General features: G+C 72.4%; 12 protein-coding genes. All 12 read left to right on the top strand.

Features of this window, described 5'->3' with window-relative positions:
- Positions 1–44 precede the first annotated feature (44 nt).
- The 12 genes from hisG to ITJ40_RS09005 all read left to right on the top strand — a co-directional run bounded on the left by hisG (position 45) and on the right by ITJ40_RS09005 (position 14653).
- Complete coding sequence (gene hisG, locus ITJ40_RS09060) at positions 45–884, top strand: ATP phosphoribosyltransferase (RefSeq protein WP_194666698.1); 840 nt, start codon at positions 45–47, stop codon at positions 882–884.
- 1 nt (position 885) lies between these two features.
- Complete coding sequence (gene hisF / locus ITJ40_RS09055) at positions 886–1686, top strand: imidazole glycerol phosphate synthase subunit HisF (protein WP_370532021.1); 801 nt, start codon at positions 886–888, stop codon at positions 1684–1686.
- Positions 1683–2099, top strand: a complete 417-nt coding sequence (hisI, locus tag ITJ40_RS09050) for a phosphoribosyl-AMP cyclohydrolase (protein WP_194666697.1) — start codon at positions 1683–1685, stop codon at positions 2097–2099. The genes hisF and hisI overlap by 4 nt, the downstream gene beginning before the upstream one ends.
- On the top strand, positions 2096–3646 hold the full coding sequence (locus ITJ40_RS09045) for an anthranilate synthase component I (protein ID WP_194666696.1): 1551 nt from the start codon (positions 2096–2098) through the stop codon (positions 3644–3646). Before hisI ends, ITJ40_RS09045 begins: the two co-directional genes overlap by 4 nt.
- On the top strand, positions 3646–4284 hold the full coding sequence (locus ITJ40_RS09040) for a Trp biosynthesis-associated membrane protein (RefSeq protein ID WP_194666695.1): 639 nt from the start codon (positions 3646–3648) through the stop codon (positions 4282–4284). Before ITJ40_RS09045 ends, ITJ40_RS09040 begins: the two co-directional genes overlap by 1 nt.
- 104 nt (positions 4285–4388) lie before the next feature.
- A complete protein-coding gene (locus ITJ40_RS09035; RefSeq protein WP_015490434.1) occupies positions 4389–4628 on the top strand; it encodes a DUF6704 family protein in 240 nt (79 codons plus the stop codon).
- Positions 4629–5405, top strand: coding sequence for an indole-3-glycerol phosphate synthase TrpC (gene trpC / locus ITJ40_RS09030; protein ID WP_194666694.1), 777 nt, complete (start codon positions 4629–4631; stop codon positions 5403–5405). It begins immediately after the preceding gene.
- A complete protein-coding gene (trpB, locus tag ITJ40_RS09025; RefSeq protein WP_194666693.1) occupies positions 5402–6616 on the top strand; it encodes a tryptophan synthase subunit beta in 1215 nt (404 codons plus the stop codon). The genes trpC and trpB overlap by 4 nt, the downstream gene beginning before the upstream one ends.
- On the top strand, positions 6613–7431 hold the full coding sequence (gene trpA / locus ITJ40_RS09020) for a tryptophan synthase subunit alpha (RefSeq protein WP_370532020.1): 819 nt from the start codon (positions 6613–6615) through the stop codon (positions 7429–7431). Before trpB ends, trpA begins: the two co-directional genes overlap by 4 nt.
- A gap of 70 nt (positions 7432–7501) precedes the next feature.
- Positions 7502–8524 (top strand): prolipoprotein diacylglyceryl transferase, encoded by a 1023-nt coding sequence (gene lgt / locus ITJ40_RS09015; protein ID WP_194666692.1) that lies wholly within the window; start codon positions 7502–7504, stop codon positions 8522–8524.
- Between the two features lie 107 nt (positions 8525–8631).
- The gene (gene gltB, locus ITJ40_RS09010) at positions 8632–13203 is read left to right on the top strand and encodes a glutamate synthase large subunit (protein ID WP_194666691.1); all 4572 of its coding nucleotides are present in this window, start codon (positions 8632–8634) and stop codon (positions 13201–13203) included.
- A complete protein-coding gene (locus ITJ40_RS09005) occupies positions 13196–14653 on the top strand; it encodes a glutamate synthase subunit beta (RefSeq protein ID WP_194666690.1) in 1458 nt (485 codons plus the stop codon). The genes gltB and ITJ40_RS09005 overlap by 8 nt, the downstream gene beginning before the upstream one ends.
- Positions 14654–14731 lie beyond the last annotated feature (78 nt).

The raw sequence follows: 14731 nt of genomic DNA, 5'->3' as shown, positions 1-14731 counted from the left end.
GCGAGTCACCCGTGTCGTCCCCTCCATCGGAAGAAGTGATCCCCATGCTCCGTGTCGCCGTGCCCAACAAGGGCTCGCTCTCAGAGACCGCCGCCCAGATGCTCGCCGAGGCCGGGTACGCCGGCCGTCGTGACCCCAAGGAGCTCTACGTCCTCGACGCGCGCAACGACGTCGAGTTCTTCTACCTCCGCCCGCGCGACATCGCGACCTACGTCGGATCCGGCGCGCTCGACGTCGGCATCACCGGCCGTGACCTCCTCATCGACTCCGCGTCCGAGGCCGTCGAGACCGCGGAGCTCGGCTTCGCGGGATCCACGTTCCGCTTCGCGGGACCCGTCGGCCGCTTCGCGGACCTCGCCGACCTCGCCGGCGTGCGCATCGCCACCAGCTACCCCGTCCTCGTGGGCGGCTTCCTCCGCGAGCACGGCGTCGAGGCGCAGCTGATCCGCCTCGACGGCGCGGTCGAGTCGGCCATCCAGCTGGGCGTCGCGGACGCCATCGCCGACGTCGTCGAGACCGGCACCACGCTGCGGAAGGCCGGGCTCGAGATCTTCGGCCCCGTGATCCTCCGCTCCACCGCCGTGCTCATCTCCGGCGCCGAGGAGAAGGCGGGTGCCGCCACGCTGCTCCGCCGCCTCGAGGGCGTGCTCGTCGCCCGCCGCTACGTGCTCATGGACTACGACGTGCCGCTGTCGCTGCTCGACGCCGCGACCGCCATCACGCCGGGCATCGAGTCGCCCACCATCTCGCCGCTGCAGGATCCCGCGTGGGTCGCCGTGCGGTCGATGGTGCCCCGCGACGACACGAACCAGATCATGGACCGCCTGCACGAGGTGGGCGCACGCGCCATCCTCGTCAGCCCGATCCACGCCGCCCGGATCTGATGTGGCCGCCGACCGTCCCGTGCCCGGGTCCCCGTCCTCCGGCGGCCTCGCCGTCCGCGTGATCCCCTGCCTCGACGTGGCCGCCGGCCGCGTCGTCAAGGGCGTCAACTTCCTCGACCTGCAGGACGCGGGCGATCCCGTCGAGTTCGCGCGCCTCTACTACGAGCAGGGTGCGGACGAGCTCACCTTCCTCGACGTCACGGCCACGGTCGAGGACCGCTCCACGATGTACGACGTCGTGAGCGCCACCGCCGAGCAGGTCTTCATCCCGCTGACGGTCGGCGGGGGAGTGCGCAGCGCCGACGACGTCGCGCGGCTGCTCGCGAGCGGCGCGGACAAGATCGGCGTCAACAGCGCGGCCATCGCGCGCCCCGACCTCGTGGGCGAGATCGCCGACCGCTTCGGCGCCCAGGTGTGCGTCCTCTCGCTCGACGTCACGCGCGGCGACACGGACTCCGGCTTCGTCGTCACGACGCACGGCGGCCGCACGCGCACGACCATCGACGCCGTGGCCTGGGCGCGCGAGGCCGTCGAGCGCGGCGCGGGCGAGCTGCTCGTCAACTCCATCGACGCCGACGGCACGCGCGACGGCTTCGACCTCGAGCTCGTGGCCGCGATGCGCGCCGCGAGCCGCGTGCCCGTCATCGCCTCGGGCGGCGCGGGCGAGCTGGACCACTTCGCGCCCGCGATCGAGGCCGGCGCCGACGCCGTGCTCGCCGCGAGCGTCTTCCACTCCCGCCGGTTCACGATCGGCGACGTCAAGGGCGCCCTCGCGGACGCCGGTCAGGTGGTCCGACGATGAGCGCAGCCCCACTCGACTCCCCGGTGCACGGCGTCCCCGACGTCGACGGCATCCTCGCCCGCGCGTCCTTCGCCGACGACGGTCTGCTCCCCGCCGTCATCCAGCAGCACGACACGCGCGAGGTGCTCATGCTCGGCTACATGGATCGCGAGGCCCTCCGCCGCACGCTCACCACGGGTCGCGTCACCTTCTGGTCCCGCTCCCGGAGCGAGTACTGGCGGAAGGGCGACACGTCCGGGCACGGACAGTACGTGCGCGACGCAGCCCTCGACTGCGACGGCGACACGGTCCTCGTCCAGGTCGACCAGGTAGGAGTGGCCTGCCACACCGGCACGCGCACCTGCTTCGACGCCGACCACCTCCACCCCGTCACGGGCGCGCGCCCCGCCGCCGACGAAGGGCCCACCCCATGAGCGAGACCCCGCGCCCCGGCGCACCCGCCTCCGGCACCACCACGCGCGAGGCGTTCCACGCCCTCGCCGCCGACCACCGGGTGATCCCCGTGCTCCGCGAGGTCTTCGCCGACGGCGAGACGCCCGTGGGCGTGCACCGCAAGCTGACCGCGGGGCGTCCCGGCAGCTTCCTGCTCGAGTCCGCCGGCCAGGGCGGCATCTGGACCCGCTTCTCCTTCGTCGGCGTCTCGTCGTTCGGCGTCCTCACGCAGCAGGGCGATGTCGCGCGCTGGCTCGACTACGGCGTCGACGCGCAGCGCGCCCTCGGGGAGGACGCGCCCGACGGCCCGCTCGCCGCCCTCGCCGCGCTCTACGCGCGCTGGGAGACGCCGCGCATCCCCGGCCTGCCGCCGCTCACCGGCGGCCTCGTCGGCTTCATCGGCTGGGAGGCCGTGCGGCAGATCGAGCGCCTGCCCGACCGCCCGCCCGCCGAGGTCCCCGTGCCCGGCCAGGCGCTCAGCTTCGTCTCCGAGCTCGCGGTGCTCGACCACCGCCGCGGCACCGTCACGCTCGTCGCCACCGCCCTGAACGACGGCGTCGACGACGCGGACGCCATGTGGGCCGACGCGCAGGCGCGCCTCGACCGGATGCAGGCCGACCTCGCCCGCCCGTCCGAGACGTTCCTCGCCGAGGTGGACCTCCAGGCGCAGCCGTCCGCGACGCTCCGCACCCAGCCCGCCGACTTCCACGCGGCCATCGCGCGCAGCAAGCACCACATCCACGAGGGCGACGTCTTCCAGGTCGTGATCTCGCAGCGCTTCGACCAGCCGACCACGGCCGACCCGATCGACGTCTACCGCATCCTGCGCGTGCTCAACCCGAGCCCGTACATGTACCTGCTCACGCTCGAGGACGCCGACGGGAAGCCGTACTCGATCGTCGGATCCTCGCCCGAGGCGCTCGTCACCGTCACCGACGACCACGTCTACATGCACCCCATCGCCGGATCCCGCCCCCGCGGCGCGACCGTGGAGGAGGACGTCGCCCACGAGGAGTCGCTCCTCGCCGACCCGAAGGAACGCGCCGAGCACCTCATGCTGGTCGACCTCGCGCGCAACGACATGCTGAAGGCCTGCGCCCCGGGATCCGTCGAGGTCACCGAGTTCATGCGGGTCGAGCGGTTCAGCCACATCATGCACCTGGTCAGCTCGGTCGAGGGCACGCTCCGGCCCGGCGTCTCGAGCATCGACGTGTTCCGCGCCACGTTCCCGGCCGGCACGCTCTCGGGCGCGCCCAAGCCGCGCGCGCTGCAGATCATCGACGAGCTCGAGCCCGCCCAGCGCGGCGTGTACGGGGGAGTCGTGGGCTACTTCGACTTCGCGGGCGACGCCGACCTCGCCATCGCGATCCGCACGGCGACCATCGTCGACGGCATCGCGCACGTGCAGGCTGGCGGCGGCATGGTCGCCGACTCCGACCCGGACGCCGAGTACCTCGAGTCGCAGAACAAGGCCGCCGCCCCGCTGCGCGCCGTGGCCGTCGCCGAGGCCATGCGGCGCGTGCGCTGATGCGCGTCACCCGCCGCACGAAGTCCCTCGCCCTCCTGCTCGTCCTCGCCACGAGCGCCGCCACCTTCCTCGGCTGGTCGCAGGACTGGTCGACGCTCCGCATCGGCGGCCAGGCGCCGGCGCTCGTGCCCGTCGCGGGCAGCGTCGCCGCCCCCGCGCTCAGCGCGTTGGCGCTCTCGAGCCTCGCCCTCGCCGGCGCGCTCGCCATCGCCGGCCGCGTGCTCCGCGTGGTGCTCGGGATCCTCCAGGCGCTCATCGGCGCGACCGTCGCGCTCACGGCGTTCTCCGCGACCGCGGGTCCCGTCCAGGCGGGCGAGGCCGCGGTCACGACCGTCACGGGCGTGGCGGGATCGGCGCCCGTGGCCGACCTCGTCGTCGGGTGGACCACGACCCCCTGGGGCCCGGTCACGCTGGTCGCGGGCATCGCCTCCGCGCTGACGGGCCTGTTCATCGCGATCACCGGCCCGCGCTGGCCCACCGGCCGGTCCCGCTACGACGCGCCCGACCAGTCGCCCGCGCGCCGGATCGTCCCGCGGGAGGATCCCGTCGCGGCCTGGGACAGCCTGAGCGGCGGCGCGGATCCCACCCGCCGCGAGCCCGGCGAGGCGGACGACGCCCCGGCCGGAGGGGCCGCGTGAGGCTCACCTGACGGGCCCCGCCGGCCGTCCCCATCCCGACGGCCGCCCCGACGCCGCCGGGTAGACTCGATCCGTCCCGATCGCACGAACCCCGAGGAGCACGCATGTCCACAGAGTCCGCAGAACCCGGCCACGGCAACTCGCCGGCGGCCTGGACGGCTGTCGTCATCATGCTCGTCGCGTTCACCGTCGGCACCATCGCCTTCTGGTTCGCCATCGAGCCCGTCGTGTGGGCCTCCGCGGTCCTCGCGATCCTCGGCTGGATCACCGGCGGCGTCATGAAGAAGCTGGGCTTCGGCGTCGGCGGGCACCGCACCGTCACGCACGCGAAGGCGCACTCCTAGATGCTGGGCGACCTCCTCGCCGGAGCCCTCGAGGACGCGGCCGCACGTCGTGAGACCCGTCCCCTCGCCCAGGTCGAGGCCGACGCGCTCGCGCGTCCCGCGGCCCTCGACGCCCTGAGCGCCCTCGCGCCCGCCGACCGCGTGAAGATCATCGCCGAGGTCAAGCGCTCGAGCCCGTCGCGCGGCGCCCTCGCCGAGATCCCGGATCCCGCCCTCCTCGCGTCCCGCTACGAGACCGGCGGCGCCAGCGCCATCAGCGTCCTGACGGAAGGCCGCAAGTTCCGCGGCTCGCTGCAGGACCTCGAGCAGGTGCGCGACACCGTCTCCATCCCCGTCCTCCGCAAGGACTTCATCGGCGAGCCGTACCAGGTGCTGGAGGCGCGCGCCTCGGGCGCCGACCTCGTGCTCCTCATCGTCGCCGCGCTCGACCAGAAGACCCTCGTCGAGCTGCACGCGCTCGTGAACGAGCTCGGCATGACCGCGCTCGTCGAGACGCACTCGGCGGAGGAGGTGTCGCGCGCCCTCGACCTCGGCGCGCAGGTCGTCGGCGTCAACGCCCGCAACCTCACCACATTCGAGCTGGACCGCGACCTCTTCGGATCGCTGGCCGACTCCATCCCCGCGGGTGTCGTGCGCATCGCGGAGTCCGCGGTGAAGACGGCCGACGACGTGGCGCACTACCGCCGCTCGGGCGCCGACGTCGTCCTGGTGGGCGAGGCGCTCGTCACGGGCGATCCCGTCCGCACGCTCACCGAGTTCCTGGACATCCGCGCATGACCGACCTGCGCAGCGCGACCGGTCCGTACTTCGGCGACTTCGGCGGGCGCTACGTGCCGGAGTCCCTCGTCGCCGCCCTCGACGAGCTGTCGGAGGCGTGGGAGGAGCTCAAGGTCGATCCCGCGTTCATCGAGGAGCTGAAGGAGCTGCACCGCAGCTACACCGGACGCCCGTCCCTCATCACGGAGGTGCCGCGCTTCGCCGAGCACGCCGGCGGGGCCCGCATCATCCTCAAGCGCGAGGACCTCAACCACACCGGTTCGCACAAGATCAACAACGTGCTGGGCCAGGCCCTGCTCACGAAGAAGATCGGCAAGAAGCGCATCATCGCCGAGACGGGCGCAGGCCAGCACGGCGTCGCGACCGCCACCGCGGCGGCGCTCTTCGGCCTCGACTGCGTCATCTACATGGGCGAGGTCGACACGGAGCGCCAGGCGCTCAACGTGGCGCGGATGCGCCTGCTCGGCGCCGAGGTCATCCCGGTCCGCTCGGGCTCGCGCACGCTCAAGGACGCCATCAACGACGCCATGCGCGACTGGGTCACGAACGTCGAGACCACGAACTACGTGTTCGGCACGGTCGCGGGCCCGCACCCGTTCCCGGCCATGGTCCGCGATCTCCAGAAGGTCATCGGCGAGGAGGCGCGCGAGCAGGTCCTCGCGCTCACCGGCCGCCTGCCCGACGCCGTCGCCGCGTGCGTCGGCGGCGGATCCAACGCCATCGGCATCTTCCACGCGTTCCTCGACGACGCCGACGTGGCCCTCTACGGCTTCGAGGCCGGCGGCGACGGCGCGGACACCCCGCGCACGGCCGCCACCATCACCAAGGGCCGGCCCGGCATGCTGCACGGCGCACGCAGCTACCTCCTCCAGGACGAGGACGGCCAGACCATCGACTCGCACTCGATCTCCGCGGGCCTCGACTACCCGGGCGTCGGCCCGGAGCACTCCTGGCTGTCGGACCTCGGCCGCGCGTCGTACCGTCCCGTCACGGACGACCAGGCCATGAGCGCGCTGCGCCTCCTGAGCCGCACGGAGGGCATCATCCCGGCCATCGAGTCGGCGCACGCCCTCGCCGGAGCGCTCGAGCTCGGCAAGGAGCTCGGCCCGGACTCGATCATCCTGATCAACCTCAGCGGCCGCGGAGACAAGGACATGGAGACCGCGGGGAAGTACTTCGACCTCATCGACGCCGGGGCGGAGCAGTCGTGACCGCGTCCGCGCACGCCGCCGCGCCCGTGGGCAGCCCGGTCGAGCGCACCATCGCGCTCCGCCGCGAGCAGGGGTCGGGCGCCCTCGTCGGCTACCTCCCCGTCGGCTTCCCCGACGTCGCCACGAGCATCGAGGCGGCCGTCGCCCTCGTCGAGAACGGGGTCGACGTCATCGAGCTCGGCCTGCCGTACAGCGACCCGGTCATGGACGGCCCCGTGATCCAGCGCGCCACGCAGACGGCGCTCGCGCAGGGCTTCCGCCTCCGCGACGGCTTCGACGCGCTGCACGCGATCACCCAGCGCGTGGACGCGCCCGTGCTCCTCATGACGTACTGGAACCCCGTCGTCCAGTACGGCGTGGAGCGCTTCGCGGACGACATCGTCGCCGCGGGCGGCGCCGGCCTCATCACGCCCGACCTGATCCCGGACGAGGGCGGCGACTGGCTCGCCGCGTCCGAGCGCACGGGCCTGGACCGCGTGTTCCTGGCGGCGCCGTCCTCCAGCGAGGCCCGTCTGCACCAGGCGGTCGAGCGGAGCCGCGGCTTCGTCTACGCCGTGTCCACCATGGGCATCACGGGCGCGCGGCAGGACGTCGACCAGGCCGCCCGCGGCCTCGTGTCGCGCCTGCGCGACGCGGGCTCCACGAGCGCGTGCGTCGGCATCGGCATCTCCACGGGCGACCAGGTCCGCGAGGTGCTCGACTACGCCGACGGCGCCATCGTCGGGTCCGCCCTCGTGGCGGCCCTCGCCGACGGCGGCGTGCCCGGCGTCGCCCGCGCCGCGGCCGATCTCGCGCGGGGAACCGCGCTACAGTAGCCCCGGCCCGGGGTCCCGCCGCGCCCGCCGAATCCCCTCCGAAAGTGAGCGCCATCCGTTGTTCGTCCCGATGAGCATCCCCAGCCCGGATCCGTCCGACACCCGGTTCGACGTCACCGCGTGGCTCCAGGGCTTCGGCATCGACCTGCCGCTCACCTTCGTCATCCACGCCTACGCGGTGTGCATCCTCGTCGGCATCCTCATCGCCGCGTTCCTCACCAACCGCCGCCTCGTGGCGCGCGGCGTCGAGTCGGGCACGGTCATCGACTTCACGCTGTGCGCGCTCGTGCTCGGCATCGTCGGCGCGCGGGCATTCCACGTGCTCACGCACCCCGGCGACTACTTCTACGACGGCGCGAACCTCTGGCGCGTGTTCTACGTGTGGGAGGGCGGGATCGCCATCTTCGGCGCCCTCATCGGCGGCGCCGTGGGCGTCTGGCTCGGCTCCAAGTGGACCGGCGTCCGCTTCTGGACCTTCGCCGACGCGCTGGCCCCCGGCCTCCTCCTCGCGCAGGCCGCAGGCCGCATGGGCAACTACTTCAACCAGGAGCTGTTCGGCACGCCCACCACGCTGCCGTGGGGCCTCGAGGTCGACCCGACCAACGCCGCCTTCCCGGCCGGCCTCCCGGCGGGCACGCTCTTCCACCCGACGTTCCTGTACGAGATCGTGTGGAACGTCGCCGGCGCGCTCGTCATCATGGCGCTCGGTCGCGCCGTCCGCCTGCAGTGGGGCCGCGGCCTCGCCGTCTACCTCATCTGGTACGGCCTCGGTCGCATGGTCTTCGAGTCGATCCGCATCGACCCGAGCGAGATCTTCTTCGGCATCCGCACCAACGTGTGGGCCGCGTTCCTCGCGGTCGCTCTCGGGCTCGTGCTCTTCATCGTGCAGACCCGGCGCCACGTCGGGAGCGAGCCGAGCCCCTACCTGCCGGGCCGCACCCCGGATGACGTAAGCGCCCGCGCGAAGGCGGGCCGCGACGGCGAGGTAGCATCGGTGTACACGGATTCGGATTTCGCCGACGTCGACGACGATCGGGCATCCACCGGTTCGGACTCCCACGCTCTCCCCGCCACAAGCGGACGCGGCGCCTAGTCCCCAGCGCGGGCACCCCCGCGGTCACCGCCTCCTCTCCCTCCCGCGAGGCGGTCCCCACCACAGGGCCAGCGACGTCCCTCCGCAGTGCATCTAGGACGGTTCCCATGGCGTTCTCCTCCACCTCCCCTCCCGGCGGCTCGTTCCCCGCGAAGCAGGGCCTGTACGACCCGGCGTTCGAGAAGGACGCATGCGGCCTGGCCATGGTGGCCACCCTGCGCGGCACCCCCGGCCACGACATCATCGTCAACGCCCTCGACGCGCTCCGGAACCTGGAGCACCGCGGGGCCATCGGGTCCGACGCGGGCACGGGCGACGGCGCCGGCATCATGACGCAGATTCCCGACGCGTTCCTCCGCGGGGTCGTCGGGTTCGACCTGCCCCCCATGGGGGAGTACGCGGTCGGCATGGCTTTCCTGCCGACGGACGACGCCGAACGCGAGGAGCTGCAGGCCGGCATCGAGCGCATCGCCGGCGACGAGCGCCTGCGCGTGCTCGGCTGGCGCGAGGTCCCGGTCGACGCGACGCACCTCGGCAACCTGGCCCGCAAGGCGATGCCCGCCTTCCGCCAGCTGTTCCTCGCCTCCGACGCCGCGTCCGTAGCCGACCGTCCCTCCGGGCTCGCGCTGGACCGCCTGGCCTTCCGGCTGCGCAAGCGCGCGGAGCGGGAGCTCGGCGCCTACTTCATCTCGCTGTCCTCGCGCACCCTGGTCTACAAGGGCATGGTCACGACGCTCCAGCTGGAGCCGTTCTACCCCGACCTCTCGGACGAGCGCTTCGCCTCGAAGCTCGCCATCGTGCACTCGCGCTACTCCACGAACACGTTCCCGTCCTGGCCCCTCGCGCAGCCGCTGCGGATGATGGCGCACAACGGCGAGATCAACACGGTCGCGGGCAACCGCAACTGGATGCGGGCGCGCCAGTCCCAGCTCGAGTCCGAGCTCCTCGGCGACCTGTCGCCGCTGATGCCCATCGTCACGCCCGGTGCGAGCGACTCGGCGTCCTTCGACGAGGTCCTCGAGCTCCTCAGCCTCAGCGGCCGCAGCCTGCCGCACGCCATGATGATGATGGTCCCCGAGGCGTGGGAGAAGCAGACCGACATCGACCCCGTCCGCCGCGACTTCTACGAGTACCACTCCATGGTCATGGAGCCGTGGGACGGCCCGGCCGCCCTCACGTTCACCGACGGCACGCTCGTCGGCGCGACCCTCGACCGCAACGGCCTGCGCCCGGGCCGCTACCTCGTCACGCACGACGGACTCGTGGTGCTCGGCAGCGAGATCGGCGTGCTCGAGATCGACCCCGCCCGCATCGCCCGCAAGGGCCGCCTGCGCCCCGGCAAGATGTTCCTCGTCGACACCGAGGCCGGCCGGATCATCGAGGACGACGAGATCAAGGCCGAGCTCGCCGCCAGCGCGCCCTGGGGCGAGTGGCTCCGGAACCGCATCCACCTGGCCGACCTGCCCGAGCGCGAGCACGTGGTGCACACGCCCGCATCCGTCGTCCGCCGCCAGCGCACCTTCGGCTACACCGAGGAGGAGGTGCGGATGCTCCTCATGCCGATGGCGAAGGTCGGCGCCGAGCCACTCGGCGCGATGGGGTCGGACACGCCCATCGCCGTGCTCTCGCAGCGCCCGCGCCTGCTGTTCGACTACTTCACCCAGCAGTTCGCGCAGGTCACGAACCCGCCGCTCGACTCCATCCGCGAGGAGGTCGTCACCAGCCTCCGCCTCGGCCTCGGGCCGCAGCGCAACCTCCTCGACGCCGGTCCCGAGCACACCAAGCAGGTCGTGCTCGACTTCCCCGTGATCGACAACGACGAGCTCGCCAAGGTCATCCACATCGACCACCGGCCGGGCAGCCGCACCACCACCATCGTGAGCGGCCTCTACCGCGTCGACGACGGCCCGCTCGCCATGCAGAAGCGCATCGACGCCATGTGCGACGAGGTCGACCGCGCCATCGCGCACGGCGCGCAGTTCATCGTCCTGTCGGACCGCGACAGCACCCGCGACCTCGCGCCGATCCCGTCGCTCCTCATGATCGCGGCCGTGCACCACCACCTCATCCGCTCGCAGACCCGCATGAAGGTCGGCATCGTGGTCGAGGCCGGCGACGTGCGCGAGGTGCACCACATCGCGCTGCTCATCGGCTACGGCGCGTCCGCCGTGAACCCGTACCTGGCCATGGAGTCCTGCGAGGACCTCGTCCGCAGCGGCATGCTCACGGGCGTGACGCCGGAGAAGGCCACGCGGAACCTCATCAAGGGCCTCGGCAAGGGCGTCCTGAAGATCATGTCCAAGATGGGCATCTCGACGGTCTCCTCGTACGCGGGCGCGCAGTGCTTCGAGGCGGTCGGCCTCTCGCAGGGGCTCGTCGACCAGTACTTCTCGGGCACCACCACGCGCCTCGGCGGCGTCGGCATCGACGTCATCGCGGCCGAGAACGCCGCGCGCCACCGCAGCGCGTACCCGACCGACGGCGCCGTGCTCTCCCACGAGCGCCTGCAGACGGGCGGCGAGTACCAGTGGCGCCGCGACGGATCCCCGCACCTGTTCAACCCGGACACGATCTTCCGGCTGCAGCACGCGACGCGCACGCGGCGGTACGACATCTTCCGCGAGTACACCTCGATGGTCGACGCGCAGTCGAAGGACCTCATGACCCTCCGTGGCATGTTCCGGCTCCGGACGGGCACGCGCCCGCCCGTGCCGCTCGACGAGGTGGAGCCCATCAGCGACATCGTGAAGCGCTTCTCCACGGGCGCGATGAGCTACGGGTCGATCTCCGAGGAGGCGCACGAGACGCTCGCCATCGCGATGAACCGGCTGGGCGCCAAGTCCAACACCGGCGAGGGCGGCGAGAACGTCGAGCGCCTGCTCGACCCCGAGCGCCGCAGCTCCATCAAGCAGGTCGCGTCCGGGCGCTTCGGCGTCACGAGCATGTACCTCACGCACGCCGACGACATCCAGATCAAGCTCGCGCAGGGCGCCAAGCCCGGCGAGGGCGGCCAGCTGCCGCCCGGCAAGGTGTACCCGTGGGTGGCGCGCACGCGCCACGCGACCGCGGGCGTCGGCCTCATCTCCCCGCCGCCGCACCACGACATCTACTCGATCGAGGACCTCAAGCAGCTGATCTTCGACCTCAAGCGCGCGAACCCGGCCGCCCGGATCCACACGAAGCTCGTCAGCCAGTCGGGAATCGGCGCGGTGGCCGCGGGCGTCGCGAAGGCGCTGAGCGACGTGATCCTCGTCTCGGGCCACGACGGCGGCACGGGCGCGAGCCCCGTCAACTCCCTCAAGCACGCGGGCACGCCGTGGGAGCTCGGCCTCGCCGAGACGCAGCAGACCCTCCGCCTCAACGGCATGCGCGACCGCGTGGTCGTCCAGGTCGACGGGCAGATGAAGTCCGGCCGCGACGTCATCGTCGGCGCGCTGCTGGGGGCCGAGGAGTTCGGCTTCGCCACCGCGCCGCTCGTGGTGTCCGGCTGCATCATGATGCGCGTCTGCCACCTCGACACCTGCCCGGTGGGCGTCGCGACGCAGAACCCGGAGCTGCGCAAGCGCTTCCCCGGCAAGGCGGACCACGTCGTCAACTTCTTCGAGTTCATCGCCCAGGAGGTGCGCGAGCACCTGGCCGCTCTCGGCTACCGCTCGCTCGACGAGATCGTGGGCCGCAACGACCTGCTCGGCGTCGAGGACGCGGTCGACCACTGGAAGGCGTCGGGCCTCGACCTCACGCCGATCCTGGTCGGCCCGACCTTCGCGGACGACGAGCCGATGAAGCACGGCCGGTCGCAGGACCACGAGCTCGAGGCCCACTTCGACAACGAGCTCATCCGCCTCAGCCGCGACGTGCTCGACCACGGCGGCCGGGTCGAGATCGACCTGCCCGTGCGCAATACGGCGCGCGCGGTCGGCACCATGCTCGGCCACCTCGTCACGAAGGCGCACGGCGTGGACGGCCTGCCGACGGGATCCATCGACGTCACGCTGCGTGGATCCGCCGGTCAGTCCTTCGGCGCGTTCATGCCGTCGGGGATCACGCTGCGCCTCGTCGGCGACAGCAACGACTACCTCGGCAAGGGGCTCTCGGGCGGCGACATCGTGGTCCGCCCCGACGAGAAGGCCGGCTTCCCCGCGGAGGAGAACGTCATCGCGGGCAACGTCATCGGCTACGGCGCGACGCAGGGCACCATGTTCATCCGCGGGATGGTGGGGGAGCGGTTCCTCGTGCGCAACTCCGGCGCCACCGCGGTCGTCGAGGCCGTGGGCGACCACGCGCTCGAGTACATGACCGGCGGGCTCGCGCTCGTCCTCGGCGGCACCGGCCGGAACATCGGCGCCGGCATGTCGGGCGGCACGGCGTACGTGATCGACCTCGACCGCGACCGCATCAACACCGACGCCCTCGCGTCGGGCGAGCTCGAGCTGCACCCGCTCGGGAGCGCCGACGTCGAGATCGTGCTCGACCTCCTCCGCCGGCACCTCGCCGAGACCGGATCCACCGTGGCCGAGCGCCTGCTCGCCGACCCGGAGACCTCCATGGAACGCTTCACCAAGATCCTGCCGCGGGACTACGCGGCCGTCCTCGCCACCCGCCAGACCGCGGTGGACGAGGGCATCGACCCCGACGGCGACGTCGCCTGGAAGCGCATCCTGGAGGTGACCGGTGGCTGACCCCAAGGGCTTCCTCAAGGTGACGGAGCGCGAGCTCCCCAAGCGCCGGCCCGTCTCGGTGCGGCTCATGGACTGGAAGGAGGTGTACGAGCAGCAGGAGCGCGGCGAGCTCGTGCGCCAGGCGGGCCGGTGCATGGACTGCGGCATCCCCTTCTGCCACCAGGGCTGCCCGCTCGGCAACCTCATCCCGGAGTGGAACGACCTCACGTGGCGCGGCGAGGGCCGGCAGGCCATCGAGCGCCTGCACGCCACGAACAACTTCCCCGAGTTCACGGGCCGCCTGTGCCCCGCGCCCTGCGAGAGCTCGTGCGTGCTGGGCATCAACCAGCCGCCCGTGACGATCAAGCAGGTCGAGGTGTCGATCATCGACGACGCCTTCCAGAACGGCTGGGTCGAGCCGCACCCGCCCGAGCGCCTCACGGGCAAGACCGTGGCGGTCGTGGGATCCGGTCCCGCCGGCCTCGCCGCCGCCCAGCAGCTCACGCGCGCCGGACACACCGTCGCGGTCTTCGAGCGCGACGACCGCATCGGCGGGCTGCTGCGCTACGGGATCCCCGACTTCAAGATGGAGAAGAAGCACCTCGAGGCGCGCCTCGCGCAGATGACCGCCGAGGGCACGCGCTTCCGCGCGGGCGTCGACATCGGGAAGGACATCACCTGGTCCGACCTGCGCCTCCGCTACGACGCGGTCGTGGTCTGCACGGGCGCGCTCGTGCCGCGCGACCTCGACATCCCGGGCCGCGACGTCGACGGCGTGCACTTCGCCATGGACTACCTGCGCCAGTCGAACCACGCGACGGCGGGCGACCAGGTGCCCGAGCAGATCCACGCGGAGGGCAAGCACGTCGTCGTCCTCGGCGGCGGCGACACCGGCGCGGACTGCATCGGCACCGCTCACCGGCAGAAGGCCGCCTCCGTCACCAACCTCGCCATCGGCCAGCAGCCGCCGACGGAGCGACGCCCCGACCAGCCGTGGCCGACGTACCCGACCCTCTTCGAGGTGTCGAGCGCGCACGAGGAGGGCGGCGAGCGCCACTACCTGGCCACCACGGTGGAGTTCCTGAAGGACGACGACGGGCACGTCCGCGCCGTCCGCGTCGCCGAGACCGAGTTCCGCGACGGCCGCCGCGTGCCGAAGTCGGGCACGGAGCGCGAGATCCCCGCCGACCTCGTGCTCCTCGCGCTCGGCTTCACCGGCCCGGAGAAGGCCGCCCTCGAGAGCCAGCTGGCGGTCCCGTTCGACGACCGCGGCAACGTCGCGCGCGGCGAGGACTACCAGACCGACCAGGCCGGCGTCTTCGTCGCGGGCGATGCGGGACGCGGGCAGTCGCTCATCGTGTGGGCCATCGCGGAGGGACGTTCAGCGGCCTCCGCCGTCGACCGGTACCTTGAGGGGGACACGGAGCTCCCGTTCCCGGTCCGTCCAACGGACCGCGCTCTCTCCATCTGACCCGGCCGGCGCGCCCGCGCGCCCGACCGCGACCACTCACCCGAACCGCGTCCGTGTGCGACGCAGAAACGCGAGACA

The sequence above is a fragment of the Clavibacter sp. VKM Ac-2872 genome (genome assembly GCF_015351105.1).
Taxonomy (GTDB): Bacteria; Actinomycetota; Actinomycetes; order Actinomycetales; family Microbacteriaceae; genus Clavibacter.
This window is presented reverse-complemented; position numbering and strand designations above follow the sequence as displayed.

What these genes read in the sequence shown, in the direction of transcription:
- hisG (WP_194666698.1), top strand. Translation starts at nt 45, where the DNA reads ATGCTCCGTGTCGCCGTGCCCAACAAGGGCTCGCTCTCAGAGACCGCC.
- hisI (WP_194666697.1), top strand. Translation starts at nt 1,683, where the DNA reads ATGAGCGCAGCCCCACTCGACTCCCCGGTGCACGGCGTCCCCGACGTC.
- ITJ40_RS09045 (WP_194666696.1), top strand. Translation starts at nt 2,096, where the DNA reads ATGAGCGAGACCCCGCGCCCCGGCGCACCCGCCTCCGGCACCACCACG.
- ITJ40_RS09040 (WP_194666695.1), top strand. Translation starts at nt 3,646, where the DNA reads ATGCGCGTCACCCGCCGCACGAAGTCCCTCGCCCTCCTGCTCGTCCTC.
- ITJ40_RS09035 (WP_015490434.1), top strand. Translation starts at nt 4,389, where the DNA reads ATGTCCACAGAGTCCGCAGAACCCGGCCACGGCAACTCGCCGGCGGCC.
- trpC (WP_194666694.1), top strand. Translation starts at nt 4,629, where the DNA reads ATGCTGGGCGACCTCCTCGCCGGAGCCCTCGAGGACGCGGCCGCACGT.
- trpB (WP_194666693.1), top strand. Translation starts at nt 5,402, where the DNA reads ATGACCGACCTGCGCAGCGCGACCGGTCCGTACTTCGGCGACTTCGGC.
- lgt (WP_194666692.1), top strand. Translation starts at nt 7,502, where the DNA reads ATGAGCATCCCCAGCCCGGATCCGTCCGACACCCGGTTCGACGTCACC.
- gltB (WP_194666691.1), top strand. Translation starts at nt 8,632, where the DNA reads ATGGCGTTCTCCTCCACCTCCCCTCCCGGCGGCTCGTTCCCCGCGAAG.